Origin of the sequence: Hyphococcus lacteus (assembly GCF_041058985.1) — a bacterium.
Lineage (GTDB): Bacteria > Pseudomonadota > Alphaproteobacteria > Caulobacterales > Parvularculaceae > Hyphococcus > Hyphococcus lacteus.
This window is the reverse complement of sequence record NZ_JBEHZE010000001.1, coordinates 2,522,957-2,540,030: the sequence shown is the minus strand read 5'-3', so window position 1 is coordinate 2,540,030 and position 17,074 is coordinate 2,522,957. Positions and strand designations below refer to the sequence as shown.

Below are 17,074 nucleotides of genomic sequence, written 5' to 3'. Positions count from 1 at the left end.
GTCATTTGAGTATTTCTTCTGACAAAGTGCAGGTTTGAATGACCCCGGAAATCGGACATTTCGCTCTAATTCTGGCTTTTGCCATCGCAATCGCACAGTCGCTAGCGCTATTGGGTGGTGCTGTGACGGGCAACGCTGATGAACGGTTCACATCGTTTGGACGCCGGGCATCGCTAATTGTATTTGGCCTCACGCTGGTTTCATTCTTGTCGTTGATGAACGCATTTGGGCATTCCGATTTCTCGGTGATCAACGTTTATGAAAATTCGCATTCTGCGAAGCCATTCATATACAAACTCACGGGTACGTGGGGCAATCACGAAGGATCTATGCTGTTATGGGTATTGATCCTTACATTATTCAGTGGCGTTTTGGCGGCGCAGGGGCGCGCGGCACCGCGCGAACTATTGAATCTGACGTTGGGTATTCAGTCTCTTATCATTGTTGCGTTCATCGCATTTATTCTGTTTACGTCTAATCCGTTTGAACGCCTTTTCCCGACGCCTACCGACGGCACGGGGTTAAACCCGCTTTTGCAAGACCCGGGGCTCGCTATTCATCCGCCGTTTCTTTATCTCGGCTATGTTGGCTTTTCTGTACCGTTTTCTTTTGCCGTTGCGGCACTCATCCGCGGCAAAGCCGATACTGTATGGGCACGGTTGATGCGCCCTTGGGCACTCATCGCTTGGACGTTCCTTACGATCGGTATCATGCTTGGTTCGTGGTGGGCGTATTACGAATTGGGTTGGGGCGGTTGGTGGGCATGGGACCCCGTTGAAAATGCATCGTTCATGCCTTGGCTCGCTGGAACCGCGTTGATCCATTCAATCAGAGTTGTTGAACGGCGTGATGCGATGAAAGGCTGGGCGGTTCTCTTGGCAATTACCGCGTTCTCTTTAAGCCTTGTCGGTACATTTCTTGTTCGTTCAGGCGTTATTACTTCGGTACACGCGTTCGCTGTCGATCCGGCGCGCGGCGTGTTCATTCTTGCGATTCTTGTCGCGGCAGTTGGTGGGGCGCTTACGGTTTTTGCGGCCCGTGCAAATTCACTAACACCGACAGGTGCGTTTGCTCCCGTCAGCCGCGAAGGGGCGCTTGTCGTTAATAATGCGCTGGTGTTGACGGCGTGTACGACCGTATTCGTCGGGACATTCTACCCGCTCTTCATTGATGTCCTTTCGGGTGAGAAAATTTCGGTTGGTGCGCCATATTTCAATCTCGTATTCACAAAAATTGCAGGCATCACGCTTGCGCTTGCCGGTGCGGGAACGTTGCTCGCGTGGAAACGGGCCAACCTTTCGGCCACGATCCGCAGACTTGCGCCCGCAGCGTTAGCGGCGGTTGTCACTGGTGTTATTGTCTTGGTGATCGCTGATCGCGAACGGGTAACTGGTGCGATTGGTATTGCGCTTGTTGCATGGTTGGCCGTAGGGGCAATCAGCGAAATCGCATTTCGCATAAAGCTTTTTCGTGCACCGGTTAGCGATAGCGTAAAACGGGCCAAGGGATTGCCCGGTGCGGCTTGGGGGGCGGCGCTGTCGCATTTTGGTCTTGCTATTTTTGCGTTAGGTGCGATCGGGATCAGTCTCTGGAAAACCGAAACGGTAGCCTTGATGACAGAGGGCGATGTCGCAGAAGTTGCAGGCTATTCAGTGACGCTAACATCTGTTGAACGTTTGCGCGGCCCTAATTACGAAGCCGAGCGTGCAACCTTCAGTGCACAGAAAAAAGGTGAGAAATTCTCGTTATCTGGTGAGCGTCGGTATTATCCGATCCGAGGGATGGAAACAAGCGAGGCGGCCATTCGCGCCCAAGGGCTGAGCGACCTCTATATTTCTTTCGGGGAAAATACGTCTGGACGCGGTTGGCCTGTGCGGTTGTTCTTTAATCCGTTCGTCGCGTTTTTGTGGTGGGGCGCTGCGGTAACGGCGCTCGGCGGCTTTGTGGCTTTTGCAGACCGTGGACGAAAGCCCGCGAAACTTCGTAAAAAGAATCCTGCCGCCAAACCGATAGAGGTAGCAACCGCATGAAACGATTATTCCTACTTGTGCCGTTGGCACTATTTGTAGTTGTCGGTGCGTTTCTAGCCAATGGACTTACGCGAGATCCGTCGAATATGCCGTCACAACTCATTGACCGTCCGTTACCCGAATTCGACCTATCGGCGATTGAGGGAATGGAAGTCGGCCTTTCGAGTGATGACATTAAAGGTCAGGTTGCGCTTCTTAACGTATTCGCCTCTTGGTGCGTTAGCTGCCATATTGAGCACCCAACACTAATGGCGCTTGCGGCGCGGAATGAAATTCCAATTTATGGATTGAACTGGAAAGAAAAACCCGGCGATGGAATCGCGTGGCTGAACCGGCTGGGCAATCCCTACACGTTGATTGGTGATGATCAAAATGGTCGTGTTGCGATTGATTTAGGTGTGACGGGCGCACCAGAAACGTTTGTTATTGATAAACAAGGACGTGTGCGGTTTCGTGTTGCCGGTCCGATTACAGACCAATATTGGACGGACGTGTTGGCCCCGATGATCGAAGATCTGAGACGATCATGAAAGTATTGCTCGGTTTCGTTTGTTTTTTGATGTTTGCGACGGGAAGCATTGCAGCAGAACCCGACGAAATTCTTGACGATCCTGTTTTAGAAGAGCGTGCGAAAAGCATCGACGCGCAACTGCGTTGTGTAGTTTGTCAAAGCCAATCTATCGCGGAATCAAATGCACCTCTGGCCAAAGATTTGCGTATTTTGGTGCGTGAGCGAATTTCTATCGGCGAGAGTGATGAAGCTGTCATCGACTATATTGTCGAGCGGTATGGAAACTATGTTTTGTTAAAACCGCCCGTGCAGGGAAATACGATTTTTCTTTGGGTGTTTCCGGCATTGGCATTGGTATTGGGTGCAATCGGAACAGTTTTTTATCTGCGTGGAATAACACCGGTAACGACTGCGTCATTGTCCGACGAAGACGAAGCCGAACTTGAACGTATTATAAGTGAGCGCGGCTGATGGTTTGGGTTTTTATCGTCGTTTTATGCACTCTTGTGCTTGGGTTTTTGGTTGAACCATTTTTTCGAAAGTCGAAATCGCCGAATAACCTGGATGAACAGGATTATCTGGCGGCACAGATTGACGACATAGCACGGGATCGGGAAGCCGGATTAATCAGCGCAGAAGAAGCAGATTTCGCCAGCAATGATGCGCGGCGGCGCTTGCTGGCGGCAGCGAGGGCGGGAACGAAAGAAATTACCAAGGGTGCAAACAGCGGTTTTCGCCAAATTAGCACCATGGTTATATCGGCAGCCCCGATTGCGGCGGTTGCGATATATTTAGCATTGGGCAACCCCGGCAAAGAAACGACGGACGAAGCAACGTTGATTGCATCGCGCAGTCAAAACCCACCGTCAACGCAAAATGCGAAACCACTTGCTGAATCGATCACAGCCCTAGAGGAAAAAGTAGCTGCATCCCCTGACAATTTAGATGATTGGATTTTGCTCGCGGAATCCTATGCGGGGATGGATCGCTTTGATGCCGCCGCAAGGGCATTTGGTAAAGCACGGGAACTCGCGCCGGAACGTGCCTTCCTCCATGCTGCGGAGGGTGAAGCCATTGCTATGGCAGCGGGCGGGAATGTAACGCCTGTAGCTGATGAAGCATTTGATAGGGCGCTTGAAATTGACCCCGTTGAACCGCGTGCGCGATTTTATAAGGCGTTGAGTGCCTATCAACAGGGTGATCCGGATGATGCACTCAATCGTTTGGTTACACTGGCAAACGAAGCACCACCATCCGCGCCATGGCTCACGGTTGTTCGTTCACAGATCGAAATAATAGCGGGCGAATTAGGGAAACCGTTAGATGGCCTTGGTCTTCGCGTGCCAACTTTATCAACGGCACAGTCAGAAACTCCATCGGAAGATGCGCCATTTGAAGATTGGGTTGCTGCGATTGAGGCCCAGGCCAAGAAGGGGGATATCGCTGGCGCAAAACGAGTTCTGGAAAGCGCCCGGGGGCGGTATGCGCAAGCGCCATTCGTCATGCAACAGCTGGCGCAGATCGAAGCGCAACTAGAGCAACCCGACACGCCGCGCGGGCCTTCCGTAGAAGAAATGAAGGCCGCGCAAAATCTGTCGCCAGAAGATCGCAATGCGATGATCGAAGGCATGGTTGAGGGGCTTGCGGCGCGGCTTGAAACGGAACCTGATGATATTGAAGGTTGGACTATGCTTGCGCGTTCTTATTCAGTTTTGGGTGAATTCCAAAAAAGCGCGAATGCGTACTCCCAAGCGATCGAGCTTGCCCCCGATGAATTTCCTTTGCATTTAGGCAGAGCAGAGGCGTTGCTAACGGTTTTGCGTAGCGAGGGGAAACCGATTGATATCGAAACCAAAGCGGCGATTGATTCTGTTTCTAAGTTAAACCCAGAACATCCGTTTGCGCTCTATTTTCAGGGGTTAGCCGCTAGCCAAACCGGAGATGCCGCACGGGCGCGGTCCTATTGGGAGAGATTGTTAGCTTCGATGCCTGAGGGAACGCCAGAGGCGGAGAGCGTTCGACAGATGATCGACGAGCTTTGATCAATCATCCCGGCTCAAGGCTCCGCGTCATTCGATACGAAATATGGCTTGCCATTTTTGTCGAGGAATAGCCGTTCCATCTCTTCGCGGGTAAAGGGGCGTGAACCAAGTCTTCCGAATACGGCCATTTGGTGGCCCGTTTCGTCAACGGCTCTGTCTCGATCTATTCCCTTAGAAAGGCCGAGCGCAGGCTTGGAGGTTTTACGCCAAGCAATTAGTTCCGGTTTTGGTTCAGGCGAGAAGCCATAGAAATTGCGCTGTGACTCTGGGCTGGTGAGCTGTAGAACCTTTAGCCCGTTCCGACCGTCGGCAACATAGGCGAAAAGCGAGGCATTGGTTGTCGCAACGATAACATCTTCGGCATCGTTGAGAGCACCATTCGCTGTGAATTTCTGGTAGACCTTTGGAGCTGTTGGATTCTCAATATCTACGATGACAAGCCCTTCGGTCTTTGCTGCTACGTAAGCATATGTCCGAGCAAGATATAATTTTTGCGCATCTTTTATGGCGATCGTTGCATCGTGGACGAGCTTTGGTTTGTTGAGATTTGTGGTGTCAAACACCTTGAGACCATCTGCATCTGTGGCAAATAGATAGCGGAACTGTAACGCGCTTGCCCGCATATTATTCATTGGTGTTACAGACGTTGTTCGAGGATTGAGAGGATCGTCAAGGTCAACAACAACCAACCCGGCATCGGCAGCGATATAGGCGTAATGTCCCGCCAATGTTACGTGGCGGGCACCCGTCAAAACACCTTCGCCATTCCAAGTGATCGCACGTTCAAAGAAGTTGTTGCGGGGTTCGCCATCTGCAAGGGTGTTTACGTCAACAAGGATCAACCCTTCTTCAGCATCAGTAATCACCGCGTAGTTATAGATGGGATGGAATGCCTGTTCGCGGTTTAATTTCCGCATTTCTTCGGTGTTTCGGGCGGGATCAATTGGTTGATTGGTCGCGAGCGCCATACAGGTCGCATTCTTAGACTTGATGTGGGTGTCATGGCCAAGGGGTGAAAATGGTGCCTTTACGATCCGTTCAGAGAATGATTTGTTTGCAATGTTCGCGACGTCATAGGCGCGGAAGCCGCCTTTACCCTCGGCCGTGAACAGGTATTCACCCCGCAGTTGAAGACATCGAACAGCACCACTTGCGTCTTGGGTCACGTTGGCAATTTCTTCTAGCGCGCCAGTCTCACCCGTAATACCGTCACCAAATGTTTTACCGCGAGTCCAATTCACAAGCTCGCGGTTATTACGCTCGACATGTGCTTTGAAATAGTCCGGATAGGCATATTTTTGTAGGTATGATCCAAATACCGCTTGTGGTTCGTCCCACTCGGTTACTCTCACGGCTTCAATACCGCCGTCTAGACCGGTCCAAGCGTGTAGTCCGACGAAGTTGACGAAGTTCGTACCCAACAACATGAGCTGAGACATGATCGCGTTGTTATCATTGTCGGATGAGAGATGACAGTCCGTACACATCTTTGTTTCAGTTTTGCGGACAGTGTGCGGGAAGTGCGGTGCAAAGGCTTGGCTTGAAAAGCCGATTGCAGAGATAGGCGGCTGTTGGACATAAATCCGTTCGCGATTTACGTTTGTCGATGATAAAACCAAGGCCGAGGATGAGCGAACCGGCGCGATAGTGTTGTTTTTGGTGTCTTGGTGCTTGCCAAGTTGGAACATTTGATCGCGGGCGACTTGTGGATTGTAGGTAGCAAAGTTGCGGGTGGTTTCTCCCTCAAAGTGGTTTACCGAGGTTTTCCAGTTTGCTTCGATTGGCAGATGGCATCCGCCGCATGACGTTGTCCATGATAAGTGGCATGTATAACATTCCATCTCGTCGTCTTTGTGGGCAAGGTCGGATTTGTTGGCATCCTTCCCCCAACGCATTTCACCAGCGTCATCAAGCGATACGGTTTTTGCACGCGCTGATTTCGCATTGTAATCGGGAGAGATCGGATTGACGGAGTCCTTTACGAGCGAAACTTCCCACTCAAGTTCTGGGTCAATGATGGACCGTTGAACGAGTGTTTTTCGCCCCTCGCGTGTCATCCATTCAAAGCGATAACGCCCATCGGGGTTTCGTAAAACACTTAGATCACGGCCATTTGGTCCCGCTGCAGGGCCAGTCGTTTTCAAGTTCGGATAGTTGTTCGCGGTACCGTGGCAATCTTTACAGCCGATTTCTACGGCGCTAGCGACCTCGCCATGAATATAACCATTTCCGTGGCTGTCTTGGGCATAATGGCAATCAGCGCATTGCATACCGACTTCGGCATGGATCGACATCATGTGAACTGTTTTACCGGGGTTTTTTCCAATCTCGACAAATTTTCCTTCGTCGTCTTTGCGCCACTTTTCGGGATCATCAGGGTCGATAATATTCCCGTCCGCATCAAGCAAATTGCCCTTGCGGTCACGTTTCAATACCGCGCGAAAGTTCCAGCCATGTCCATGGTAGTCGGCAAACTGAGTGTCTTTCAGCTCCGGGTTAAGGTCATAGACGTCCCGCAGAAAATCGAGATCGGCCCAATTACCGCGCACTGACGCAGCCTCTGGGTTGCGTTCTAGAACCTCACGTTGCTCTTCGATAGTGGGATATTTTTGTTGCTTGGGCCACATAGATGGCGCATCAGATTCATAGTCCCACATGGTGTATCCAAGATATGTGTTCATAAACATATTTGGTTGATGCATGTGACAGCTCATGCATTGAGATGTTGGAATCGCGCGCGTAAAGGCATGTTTTAAGGGGTGACCCGGTTCATTCTTGTTTATTGTCGGGTCGATCGTTGTCGTCGCACCGTCGCGCCCAAATTGAGTGTAGGTGAGGGCATGTCGCGGCTCGCGGTCATTGGCGTATACAACATGACACGCGGCACAACCTGACGAGCGATAATCACCCGGTTGGTCGTTGGTGCCCAGAAACCACGTGAACGGATCATTAAGCCGGGTTTTATGAATATTCAGAACAGGAATTGCGACACGCAAACCCGTACCGGGCCCACGGTTGGATTGGCGAATGTCAGGCCGACCCGGTTCTTCCAGGCGTTGAATTTGGCCAGTTGCATTGGGCAAGCCAATTTCGGCAAACTGGGTCAGAATATTGCGCCCTCCACGTTCAAAAACCCGGAAGACATCCGCAGGCGGCACCACATGCCACGTCGGAAGGGGCGCGAGAAATGGGAGCGCCCCACGCGCGATGGCTGCGGCGGACGGTTTTGTAGGACAGCCCAGCGGGTTTTCTTCACCGTCCGCAATGGGGTCGCCTGGCGAACATACAGCGGCGGCTTCGCCGTCGCGGGTGTAAGCCTCGCCCAGGATATAGTTTTTGAACGGTAGAATGCCATTATTGTAGGCAGCGCCGCCTAACAACATTGCCCCTGTTGCCATCATCGAGCGTTCAGCCGCAAGAATTTCGCGCATATGACATGAGCCACATGACTCGCGTGCAACGCGATAATCGGATGGGTTTATGAAGCGGATGAATTCGGGCGATTCCCGGTTCAGAAGTGAATAGCTGTGTTTTGGGTTGGCCGAGCTGGGGTAATGCCAGCTATCTGGATATGTAGGTAGGACATGGGCCTTATCGCGAGCCGCGATATAGGCAGCACTGTCTACTACGAGGCCTGTCGCATTGATACTGGTGTCGCCTCCATGGCAATCGGCGCATCCGAGGCGGATGTCGGCGATCGGGTTATGCATGGTGGGTGCATCGGTGGCAGTGTGGCACGTCAGGCAACCGGCGCTCTTAGCATCCGCGTCGGATTGGTCCTGATAAACTGGGGCTGGTGCGGCTGTGACGTGGGTATAATCGCGCTTGACGGGTTTTTCGCCTTCGGCAGCGTTTGCGAAACCGCAGATTACGGCTAAGGCGAAAAATATGCTCAGTAAACCGCGCATCAGTAACTAAGCACCACATTAAAGAGAACCGAATAATAGAGGTCTCGGTTCTCGTTGTTATCATAAAGCGCTTTGAATCCATCACCGGGTTTTAGAGCAGCACCGGAAAGCCGCAGGACAACATTTTGAACGAATGTCGGTCGATAAATTGCCGCGCTAGAGATATCCCATCCAATCGAATTGTCGATATCATCTTGCATTCTGAGGGCTTCTAGCGTGTCAGTTTTTTGGAACCAAAGCCTGTTGGCATTAAAAGAAAGCCGAAGTTCAGGAAGGATATCAAAATCAGCCCCCGCACCTGCGAGTATTAAACCAGGGTTGTTGAAGTTTGATTGGCCTTGTTCCTTCGTTGAGCGAAGGTCCGGTAACAATCCATTGCGCCCATTGACCCCAATAACCCGGCCACCCCCAATAAACGGGATACCTTGTCTGATCCAATAGCTGGTATCAGCACCGGCGAATTGTGGGTTTTCAAAGATAGCATCGAAGCCATGTTCTGTATCGTCATAGGGATCACCATCTCCGCTTGCGATGAGTCCCGAAAGTCGGAAGCGCGCCCAATCGCGATCATAGGAAGGTTCAATCGCGGCAAAGTAGGAGTTGATGGTCGCACTTTGATCTGTGAAAATTGAGTTTCGATCCTTGCCCAGTGCATAATAGGCCGACGCCGTCAGGTTGATGCGTCCAATCCGGCCATCGGCGTTGTAACCAAGATAAGCGACATCATAATTGCGTCCACGAAGGTTGCCGAGAAGCGCAGGGCGCACGGGGAAGCCGTTTTTATCAACTTCAATATCGTTCCGCTCACGGTTCATATTATAAACCAAAGTGACCTGACTGGTCATGCCGGGGAACGGAAGGTCCTGTCGGTACAGGTTGGCAAAAAAGACGTAGTCTTCACGTGGCGCAACAGAAACATCATTGAGGCCAGAATTCGTATCTTTTTCGAGGCGCATGAAGGCCGCGAGGTTATATTGAAAGCGGTTATTATCGCGGTTGCCAAAAAAGCGAACGCCGAGTTGGTTATCTTGAAACAAGAAGCCGCGAAAGTCGCTTGAAAATGGTTGAATACCCACGCGGACCGAGTCGAAGTCATATCGTTCGGAGACATTACGAAGGTGATAATCAACGAAGGCTTCCTGTAAGCCAATAAACCCATCATGACGGTCTAGGTCTTCACTGGGTTCTACATAAAGAATTCGTTTTTCGGCGACCCGCGCGTAATTATAGTTGAAAACGGGGGTAAGCCTGAACTCAAGGTCTTGTGGTTTAAACGCGGTCGATCCTTTGATTAGCGAAAAGCTAGTGATCAGATTTTGATTAAAGGCAAAACTATCGCTATCGCCGAATACATCCAGATCTCCGGGGTCGGTAGTCGTCTGTACACCAACGGGTATTGGAAAAGATCGAGGTTCAGCGATGGTGTCTGAAACGATTGAAGCAACGAAAAACCAATCCTTACCAAATACTGGCCGATCACCCTTGATGGTGTTCTGGTTGTATGGGTCCCACCAACGCGTTTTTAATATGCCTAAATTTTCTGCGAGCCGCCAGCGGTCGGGGACGGCTGGTGCGCATTCGACAAATTCTCGCCCTTGATCGCGACAATCAGCATATTGGTCGATGCGCGGCGGCGCGACAGCACCCGGGTTAAGCGGCTCTTCTTGGGCGTTGACCATTACGGTCATCGCTAGCCAGAGCATCGGTGTATATCTAAGGGGCATTTCCTATTTCCCCTGACAGACATTTTGCTCGTCGGAATCGACAAAGGGCGCAAACGGACAATTTACATATCGAAGACGGACTGGCGCGCCGTTAACGCTAATTGTGATTTGATCCGCGCGGATTGCCTCGGGTGCATTGGCAATTGCACCGTTAAGCCGAGCGCCAGCGCGATCAATGGCCAGAAAAGAAATCATATCGTCTTGGTCGATGCCATCGCCCGAAACGCCGATACCGCCGACGAGTGTAGATCCGCGATAAATGGGCACGCTTCCGGGGAATATTTGCATACCGTTTTGTAAACGGTTTTGAACACCAGCAAGGCTCGGTATGTCGGGAAGGAATGTGCACCCCGTCGCGGTGTCTGGGCCGCCGCCTAAAACATGCACCACATGCTCTAGAATGTTCTCTACGATCAACGATGATTGCAACCCGGTTGCAAAAACACTCCACTGAGAGATGGGAAGAGAAAACGGGCCATTCGCCGTGCCTATTTCGCCATCGGGAAAATAAGGTCGAGACAAGTTCCCGCCCGCCCGATCAGAGAACGCAAATTCGCCGGTCAGCGCACTGGGGTCTGGGATGAACGACCTTATATCGGGAACATAGGATGCAACCGATTTTGTGGTGTTGAAGCCGGGAATGACGGGCGGGGTGGTTGATGTTAAATCAGAGCTTGCGATAGCGTTGGAAAAGAACGCGGCGGTTCGTGCTTTTTGCAACGAAACGTCTGTACCAAAAATTGGCGCGTCGGGACCACGCACAATCCCTAACACTTGTCCGTTTGTATCAACAACGGAGATTGAAACTTGGGCGCGGCTATTAAGCGGTTGTCGAATCTGCGCGCGCGCAGCCGTCATAATGGTGAAGGCCTCTTCCAAAATTGCGGTCACCTCGGTTGCCGCAAGCGGCATGGCGACACTGGCCGCATCTGTTCCCGCGCGTGGGGGGTAGCGGTTTGTGCCGGTGCCATCGCTCAAAACGAAAATATCATTATTGGTATATTCGGACGTTGAAGCCGCGCGAATGCCGGAGACCTCTGTGCCATAGGCGGCTCCGGCATAAACACCGCCGCCAGTTGCACCATCGAAATAAGCCGTCACGTCAATTAGAGCGCCTTGAACGCCATTGATGGCGGCAAAGCTGGGCGCGCTAGTCGGAGCGCTAACCGTGTCCGTGGTGTCAGTGAAACGTAGAAATGTGCCATCAACCGCAATTCGATTTGCACGAATGTCCGTGGGCGCTTCGAAGCCAAATGACGCTGCCCATGCGATTGCTTCTTCGTCGCTACTGTCGATGTCGAGAGTATTTTGATCGAATCCGTAATCATCGTCAGCTATAATGCCGACACCACCAACAACGAAACCATCCTTATAGAGAGGAAAGCCACCAGGATCAGCCGCCAGACCTAATGGGGCGCGATGTGGCCCAATGGTTGGGCCGCCGGGCAACGCGCGCGTATTAAGATCGGAGCAAGGAAGCTGGCTGAACTGTACTCCAAACAAAGGTCCACTTTCGAGGCCAACTGTGGAGGGTGCGGGCGGAAAATGTTCCTGTACGATCTGGCTCGCAGTTCGGGTCGAAAACGCATTGCCGCCCGATGAAAGATAGGCACCGGTAATTGCTTTTGAAATTGCCGCGAGACTGGCCGGCACATCGACGCCTTGTAGGGAGGTGTTGGTCCCCCCCGTGGAAGCGCGCACTTTTGTGGTGCTGCGAGCGCCGGTCATTTCAAAAACGGCGAGAACATTTCCCAACCGATCCACCACAGCAATGGTGGCGGGCACCGAACGCATTCGCGCTTCTTCGACGGCTTGCGCGATGATCGTTTCGACGTTAGCGGCCGAAAGGCTGCGAGTCTCGGGTTTGAACAATGGCGAGACCGTTGGTGCAGGTGGGGGCGGTGATGTCGGAGGGGGCAGGACGGATGTGTCTTCGCCGCCGCCACACGCGGTCAGCGCGAGCGTGGAAATGCCCACGATAAAAAAGTGTCGCCAGCACGACTGCCCGCCGATCATTCTCTCTCCCTCTGAACGCACCACCCCACGCGGCGCGTTCCCCTAAAGCCCAACCAGCTAAATACGAGTCGGCTTACAAATAGCCGTAACCAACCATCGAATCAGCCACACGTGCGAAACTGGCAATGTTCGCCCCAGCTTGATAGTCCACAACGCCATTTTTCACGGGCGCATAAGAAACGCATTGTTCGTGAATAGAGCGCATAATCCGTTCGAGTTCCTGTTCGACCTGTTCGCGATTCCAAATCAAGCGTTGAGCGTTTTGCGCTTGCTCTAGGCCGGAACACCCAACCCCACCGGCATTTGCGGCTTTGGCAGGGCCGAAAATAACCCCTGCATCTTTCAATACATGAATGGCTTGTGCGGTAAGCGGCATATTTGCACCTTCCGCGAGACATTCGATACCGTTTTTGACCATTAAAGAAGCCATGGTCTCATCGACTTCGTTCTGGGTGGCGCAGGGCAAGCCGACAACGCAAGGTACACTCCATGGGCTTTTCCCCGCGTGATAGGTAACGCCGCGGGCTTCCTTGGCAAATTCTGAAAGCGACGCGCGCCGGTTTTCTTTGACGTCTTGAAGAATTGCAAACGAGTCGTCATTGATACCATCAGGAATATGCGCAAAGCCCCGGCTGTCAGAAACTGTGACGACCTTTGCGCCCATTCGCATCGCGCGTTGCACCGCATAGATCGCGACATTGCCCGATCCAGAAATGGCAACAGTTTTGCCCTTCATCGATTTACCGTGCTTGTTGAGCATGTCTTCGGCGAATACGACGACGCCATAGCCTGTTGCCTCTTTGCGGATTTCACTGCCGCCGAAGGAAAGCCCTTTGCCGGTTAGAACGCCGCCAGTGTAGTGATTGGCAAGCTGTTTATACTTGCCGAACAGAAAACCGATTTCCCGTGCGCCAACACCAATGTCACCGGCGGGGACATCAACACTTTCGCCAATATGCCGGAACAGCTCGCTCATCATCGCATGGCAAAACCGCATTATCTCTGCGTCGGAACGACCTTTGGGGTTAAAGTTCGCACCGCCTTTACCGCCGCCCATTGGAAGGCGCGTCAGTGCGTTTTTAAAGGTCTGTTCAAAACCAAGAAACTTTAAGATGCTGGCATTGACGCTAGGGTCAAACCGCAATCCGCCCTTATAGGGGCCCATCGATGAGTTAAATTGAACTCGATAACCTCTGTTCGCATGGGGCACACCTTGGTCATCTTCCCAGACGATGCGAAAGCTGACGATCCGGTCGGGTTCTGTCATGCGCTCCAAGATACGTGCGGAACGATATTTTTGATGGTCCATGTAAAACGGCATGACCGTTTCAGCAAACTCGAAAACCGCTTGATGAAATTCCGGTTCATGTGGATTGCGTCGGATCAAGCCATCCATGAAATTATCAATCTCACGAACAACATTTGGGCCGCTACCGCCACCGACCGCGAAACTCAGATTGCTACCGGGCGACAGCGGCGAAGTGGATAGGCTTGATGCCATATTTTGTTGTGCTTTTTCGGTAGGCACTGTTGGTGAAGTCGCCGCAGACACATCAGGTTTTTTACGCCAAAACATTTTCGTTCCCCCTCGGCCCCCAAAATTTGGACCTTAAGTCTATTATATCGTTGGCAACATTCCTATTGCCGGATTTGAATTTATCGACCGATTTGCCTGGAAATATCGTTAAGCGCCGCTTTGAATGCATTTTGATTATAGGCATAAGGGCTTTGAGCGGCACGGCTGGCCTTTTCTATGGAATTTGTAAGGCGAGGGCCTTGGAGTTGTAAAGCGGCACTTAGGCGCTGCACAGCAAAAAGGGCCTGCTCAGCAGCAGCATAGTTCGTGTACCGACTGGACTGTTCAGTGCTGACAATTTCAAGAAGAAGAGCGCGGATAACCGCGGCATCTGCAAGATCTGCTGTCATTATGCTATTGGCGGCATCGGTCGCGATAGAACGAAGTGTCTCCGCCGATGTACGAAATTGCGAACCGCCATGTAGTGACGCCATATGCAAGGACCGACCTTCGCTTTCAAGGCGTTCCGCTAACCCCGGATCAATAACGCGCATCGCGGCTTGTAACATGATCAAATTGGCATCGTTTAGGATTGGCATTCCGGGGCCAATAGAACGACCGGGGTTTGGTCGCCAATCGAGATCCGCAACGCCATTTGAAATTGGTTGATGGCAGGAGTGACAATCGAAGAATACTAGCTCCGGGAATACGCCGGAACGCCCGGTTTCATCATCGAGCAATAGCTCTAATGTTCGCTCTAACCCCAATGCCTGACCAACGGCCCAAACCTGTGCTCCCGGAGCGACGGTTTTGCGTTGGCGGTAATCATCATCGACACGGTGATGTTGTTGAACCGTCGTATAAAGATCAAGCTCAAATTTTAATCTCGGGTGGCCAGCGCCCATAATGCGGTGATTGACAAACTGGTTTTCAAAACTCGATCCTAAATGACAGCCAAAACATAAGCGCGCACGAGCAACTGGATCTTCAGTGGGATAAAGCCCGGCTTCTATATTTTTCTCATGACCGGCACCAATGCGGTGAAAAGCCAGCCAGTTTTGTGCGCCACCATGACAAGCTTCACACCCAACACCGTCACTGATCTGAAAACGCTGAGAACGTTGTTCGGGCGTAACATTGTCGGCATGGCAATCGAGACATTCGGCGGCTTTCTGAGCGGCACCAATACCTAAGTTATTGGCTATGCGCTTGGCGTGTGGCGTTAAAAGAACTTCATAAGCTCTGGAATGTGCGCCCTTTTCCGTTGGGGAGCGCCACTGAAAATATTCGTTTTGACCCACAATGGGTCCGGCACCATCGCCAGTGACTTGATCGCCGTGACACCCGGCGGTCGCACAACTGGGGACGCCTGTGTGGGCAAGTCCATCCATTAATGGGATTGGGTGTGGTTGTGCCGTGGCTATGGTCGCGAATGACACCGCGACCAACATTGAGATCAATAGAACAATATCTGTACGAACAAGTTTCATCGTGGCCACCGGGTCATAGCTGCGCGCGTTTTACGAGGTTGCATTGGTGGTGCATCTTTGTTGTCATTATGGAAGCCGTGACATGTTAAACAATCTGACGCGATGGTTGGGCGTGTTGTGCTATCGTCGTGGCAATCCCGGCATGCCGTAATGGATGGCATCAGAATATCTTCTGCTGCGCTTGACGTTTCTGCTTGATGACAAGTTGTGCACTCTAAATCACCCGTTTCGTGCGATTTATGACTGAACTTTGCCATCGGAAAATAGTTTGTGGAAAGATGTACCGGGCGAATTTCCGGCAAACTGTTACTGCCGGGATCTTGGTTGGTATGGCACTTTTGACAAACACCGTCCTCTGAAAAGACACGCTCGATTTTGTCTTCAGTGTTTCTGCGTGCGTTCTCTAAAGCTTGTTCGCGCAGTCGTGCGCGTCTGGCCCGGGCCTCTGCGCTTAGCTGTTGACCCAGGATGCCGGTGCTGGAATCGCCGAGCAATAATGTTGTTGCCTGCGCAAGATAGAAATCAGCCAAAACCCGACGCACCTCCGCAGGTTGACCATGTGGCAGGTTGCGCACTGATGTTTCGCCGGTGGCAAAGGCGAGGGAATGACAATCCGCGCAATGGGTTTCCATTTCGATAGGTTTTATCAATGCACCGGCCGCATCGGGTTCATGACAATTGGCGCATTCCATCACGTCGCCATATTTTTTCCGAATAGGTGTCGGCAACGTTGCAATCTTACGGATGACTTCCTCATCTTTAAGGTGGAAATCATGGGGAAATTTTAGGCCGTTATTTTCTTTGGGGTGCTTAACGAGCGAAATGCGTTCAAATTTTACTGGTGTGGATTGCGGATTGCGCACCAATGTTGGGCTAAACTCTGGGTGTCGCTTGGAAAAATTAGATACATTCACAAGTTTTGTGTCTTCTATCCGTTGGTCAAGATCAGTATGGCAATCAACGCAGAAGCTCGTTTCTTTGGGTATGACACCCTCTGGTCCGTTATGTTCGAAATGACATGATCCGCAACGCCCCTCAGGGATATCTAACCCGGCACGCAGCGTTCCTAACCATTGATCGCCTTCGCCATGACCGGTCGTGGCTAATGTCATTTTATCCTGATGCGCGTGGTCGCCCAATTCTTCGTGACAAGACAGGCAAGTCTCATCCATCACTCGGGTAAACGGCTTTACATGACAAGACCGGCAATCATTGGTGAGGTTTGCATGGGACGAAGACATGGCCCCAGCCATCCAATGTTGATTTGTCGCGAGCGCTAGTTTTTCCGGCACGGAATGAGGTGCGTTTTTCTGGCTATTGACGCTTTCCGGCATTTTCGCCCTGAAATGCAAACTGATCGGTAGCGCGAGAAAGACAGCGAGGATGGTTGCCATCAAAAGCCACGCCGTTGCGCGTTTGCTCGGTGCATAACCGCGCATCCCGAACACAGTTTTTTCGTCTCTGTTATCGCCGACTGGGGTGGGCGGCTCGACCAGTTCAATAGTGATTAATAGTTCGCCGGCCTTTTCTGTCGCCGCGAGCGTTAGCTGATAAGGTCCGATGCGAATGACGGATTGTTCGTTCAGGGTGATATCGCGCCGGCGAATTTGTGAACCATCAACACGCACTCGGTGGTCATCATTCGCCTCGATCCGCGCTTTCGTCGGAGAGACTTGGGTCAAGTTCGCATGGTGTAGTCCGACACGTAGATCGGCCAAATGAACGTCGCAATCAGTTGCGCGGCCGAGCGAAATTTCTCGTTTGTCATAGATTGTTGGGCGTACCGTGATACGGCCACCGGGTCGTCGTTTTATAAATTCAATTCTAATGGTCATTT

The 17,074-nt window shown here is 51.8% G+C and carries 10 protein-coding genes; 4 read left to right on the top strand and 6 right to left on the bottom strand.

Translation table 11 applies throughout. The features are described 5' to 3' along the window. Positions 1–38 precede the first annotated feature (38 nt). Genes ABFZ84_RS12050 through ccmI form a run of 4 tightly spaced genes read left to right on the top strand, consistent with a single transcriptional unit; the run spans position 39 to position 4,583 of the window. Positions 39–2,030 carry a heme lyase CcmF/NrfE family subunit gene (locus ABFZ84_RS12050; protein ID WP_369314263.1) on the top strand — a complete coding sequence of 664 codons (1,992 nt, stop codon included), beginning with the start codon at positions 39–41 and terminating at the stop codon, positions 2,028–2,030. Further along, complete coding sequence (locus ABFZ84_RS12045) at positions 2,027–2,560, top strand: DsbE family thiol:disulfide interchange protein (RefSeq protein ID WP_369314262.1); 534 nt, start codon at positions 2,027–2,029, stop codon at positions 2,558–2,560. Before ABFZ84_RS12050 ends, ABFZ84_RS12045 begins: the two co-directional genes overlap by 4 nt. Next, positions 2,557–3,012, top strand: coding sequence for a cytochrome c-type biogenesis protein (locus ABFZ84_RS12040; RefSeq protein WP_407067091.1), 456 nt, complete (start codon positions 2,557–2,559; stop codon positions 3,010–3,012). Before ABFZ84_RS12045 ends, ABFZ84_RS12040 begins: the two co-directional genes overlap by 4 nt. Continuing rightward, complete coding sequence (gene ccmI, locus ABFZ84_RS12035; RefSeq protein ID WP_369314261.1) at positions 3,012–4,583, top strand: c-type cytochrome biogenesis protein CcmI; 1,572 nt, start codon at positions 3,012–3,014, stop codon at positions 4,581–4,583. The genes ABFZ84_RS12040 and ccmI overlap by 1 nt, the downstream gene beginning before the upstream one ends. Before the next feature lie 14 nt (positions 4,584–4,597). Here the strand turns inward: ccmI and ABFZ84_RS12030 are convergent, their stop codons facing one another. From ABFZ84_RS12030 to ABFZ84_RS12005, 6 genes are all read right to left on the bottom strand, one after another. Beyond that, entirely contained in the window at positions 4,598–8,491 is a 3,894-nt protein-coding gene (locus tag ABFZ84_RS12030) for a hypothetical protein (RefSeq protein WP_369314260.1), read from the bottom strand. Then, positions 8,491–10,215, bottom strand: a complete 1,725-nt coding sequence (locus tag ABFZ84_RS12025) for a hypothetical protein (RefSeq protein WP_369314259.1) — start codon at positions 10,213–10,215, stop codon at positions 8,491–8,493. The genes ABFZ84_RS12030 and ABFZ84_RS12025 overlap by 1 nt, the downstream gene beginning before the upstream one ends. 3 nt (positions 10,216–10,218) lie before the next feature. Further along, the gene (locus ABFZ84_RS12020; RefSeq protein WP_369314258.1) at positions 10,219–12,231 is read right to left on the bottom strand and encodes a heme-binding protein; all 2,013 of its coding nucleotides are present in this window, start codon (positions 12,229–12,231) and stop codon (positions 10,219–10,221) included. Positions 12,232–12,304: 73 nt separating this feature from the next. After that, positions 12,305–13,807, bottom strand: coding sequence for an NADP-specific glutamate dehydrogenase (gdhA, locus tag ABFZ84_RS12015; RefSeq protein ID WP_369314257.1), 1,503 nt, complete (start codon positions 13,805–13,807; stop codon positions 12,305–12,307). A gap of 80 nt (positions 13,808–13,887) precedes the next feature. Further along, positions 13,888–15,237 (bottom strand): multiheme c-type cytochrome, encoded by a 1,350-nt coding sequence (locus ABFZ84_RS12010; RefSeq protein ID WP_369314256.1) that lies wholly within the window; start codon positions 15,235–15,237, stop codon positions 13,888–13,890. Then, complete coding sequence (locus tag ABFZ84_RS12005; RefSeq protein WP_369314255.1) at positions 15,234–17,072, bottom strand: cytochrome c3 family protein; 1,839 nt, start codon at positions 17,070–17,072, stop codon at positions 15,234–15,236. Before ABFZ84_RS12005 ends, ABFZ84_RS12010 begins: the two co-directional genes overlap by 4 nt. Positions 17,073–17,074 lie beyond the last annotated feature (2 nt).

Coding starts and splice junctions, on each gene's coding strand:
- ABFZ84_RS12050 (WP_369314263.1), top strand. CDS start 39: ATGACCCCGGAAATCGGACATTTCGCTCTAATTCTGGCTTTTGCCATC.
- ABFZ84_RS12045 (WP_369314262.1), top strand. CDS start 2,027: ATGAAACGATTATTCCTACTTGTGCCGTTGGCACTATTTGTAGTTGTC.
- ABFZ84_RS12040 (WP_407067091.1), top strand. CDS start 2,557: ATGAAAGTATTGCTCGGTTTCGTTTGTTTTTTGATGTTTGCGACGGGA.
- ccmI (WP_369314261.1), top strand. CDS start 3,012: ATGGTTTGGGTTTTTATCGTCGTTTTATGCACTCTTGTGCTTGGGTTT.
- ABFZ84_RS12030 (WP_369314260.1), bottom strand. CDS start 8,491: ATGCGCGGTTTACTGAGCATATTTTTCGCCTTAGCCGTAATCTGCGGT.
- ABFZ84_RS12025 (WP_369314259.1), bottom strand. CDS start 10,215: ATGCCCCTTAGATATACACCGATGCTCTGGCTAGCGATGACCGTAATG.
- ABFZ84_RS12020 (WP_369314258.1), bottom strand. CDS start 12,231: ATGATCGGCGGGCAGTCGTGCTGGCGACACTTTTTTATCGTGGGCATT.
- gdhA (WP_369314257.1), bottom strand. CDS start 13,807: ATGTTTTGGCGTAAAAAACCTGATGTGTCTGCGGCGACTTCACCAACA.
- ABFZ84_RS12010 (WP_369314256.1), bottom strand. CDS start 15,237: ATGAAACTTGTTCGTACAGATATTGTTCTATTGATCTCAATGTTGGTC.
- ABFZ84_RS12005 (WP_369314255.1), bottom strand. CDS start 17,072: ATGACCATTAGAATTGAATTTATAAAACGACGACCCGGTGGCCGTATC.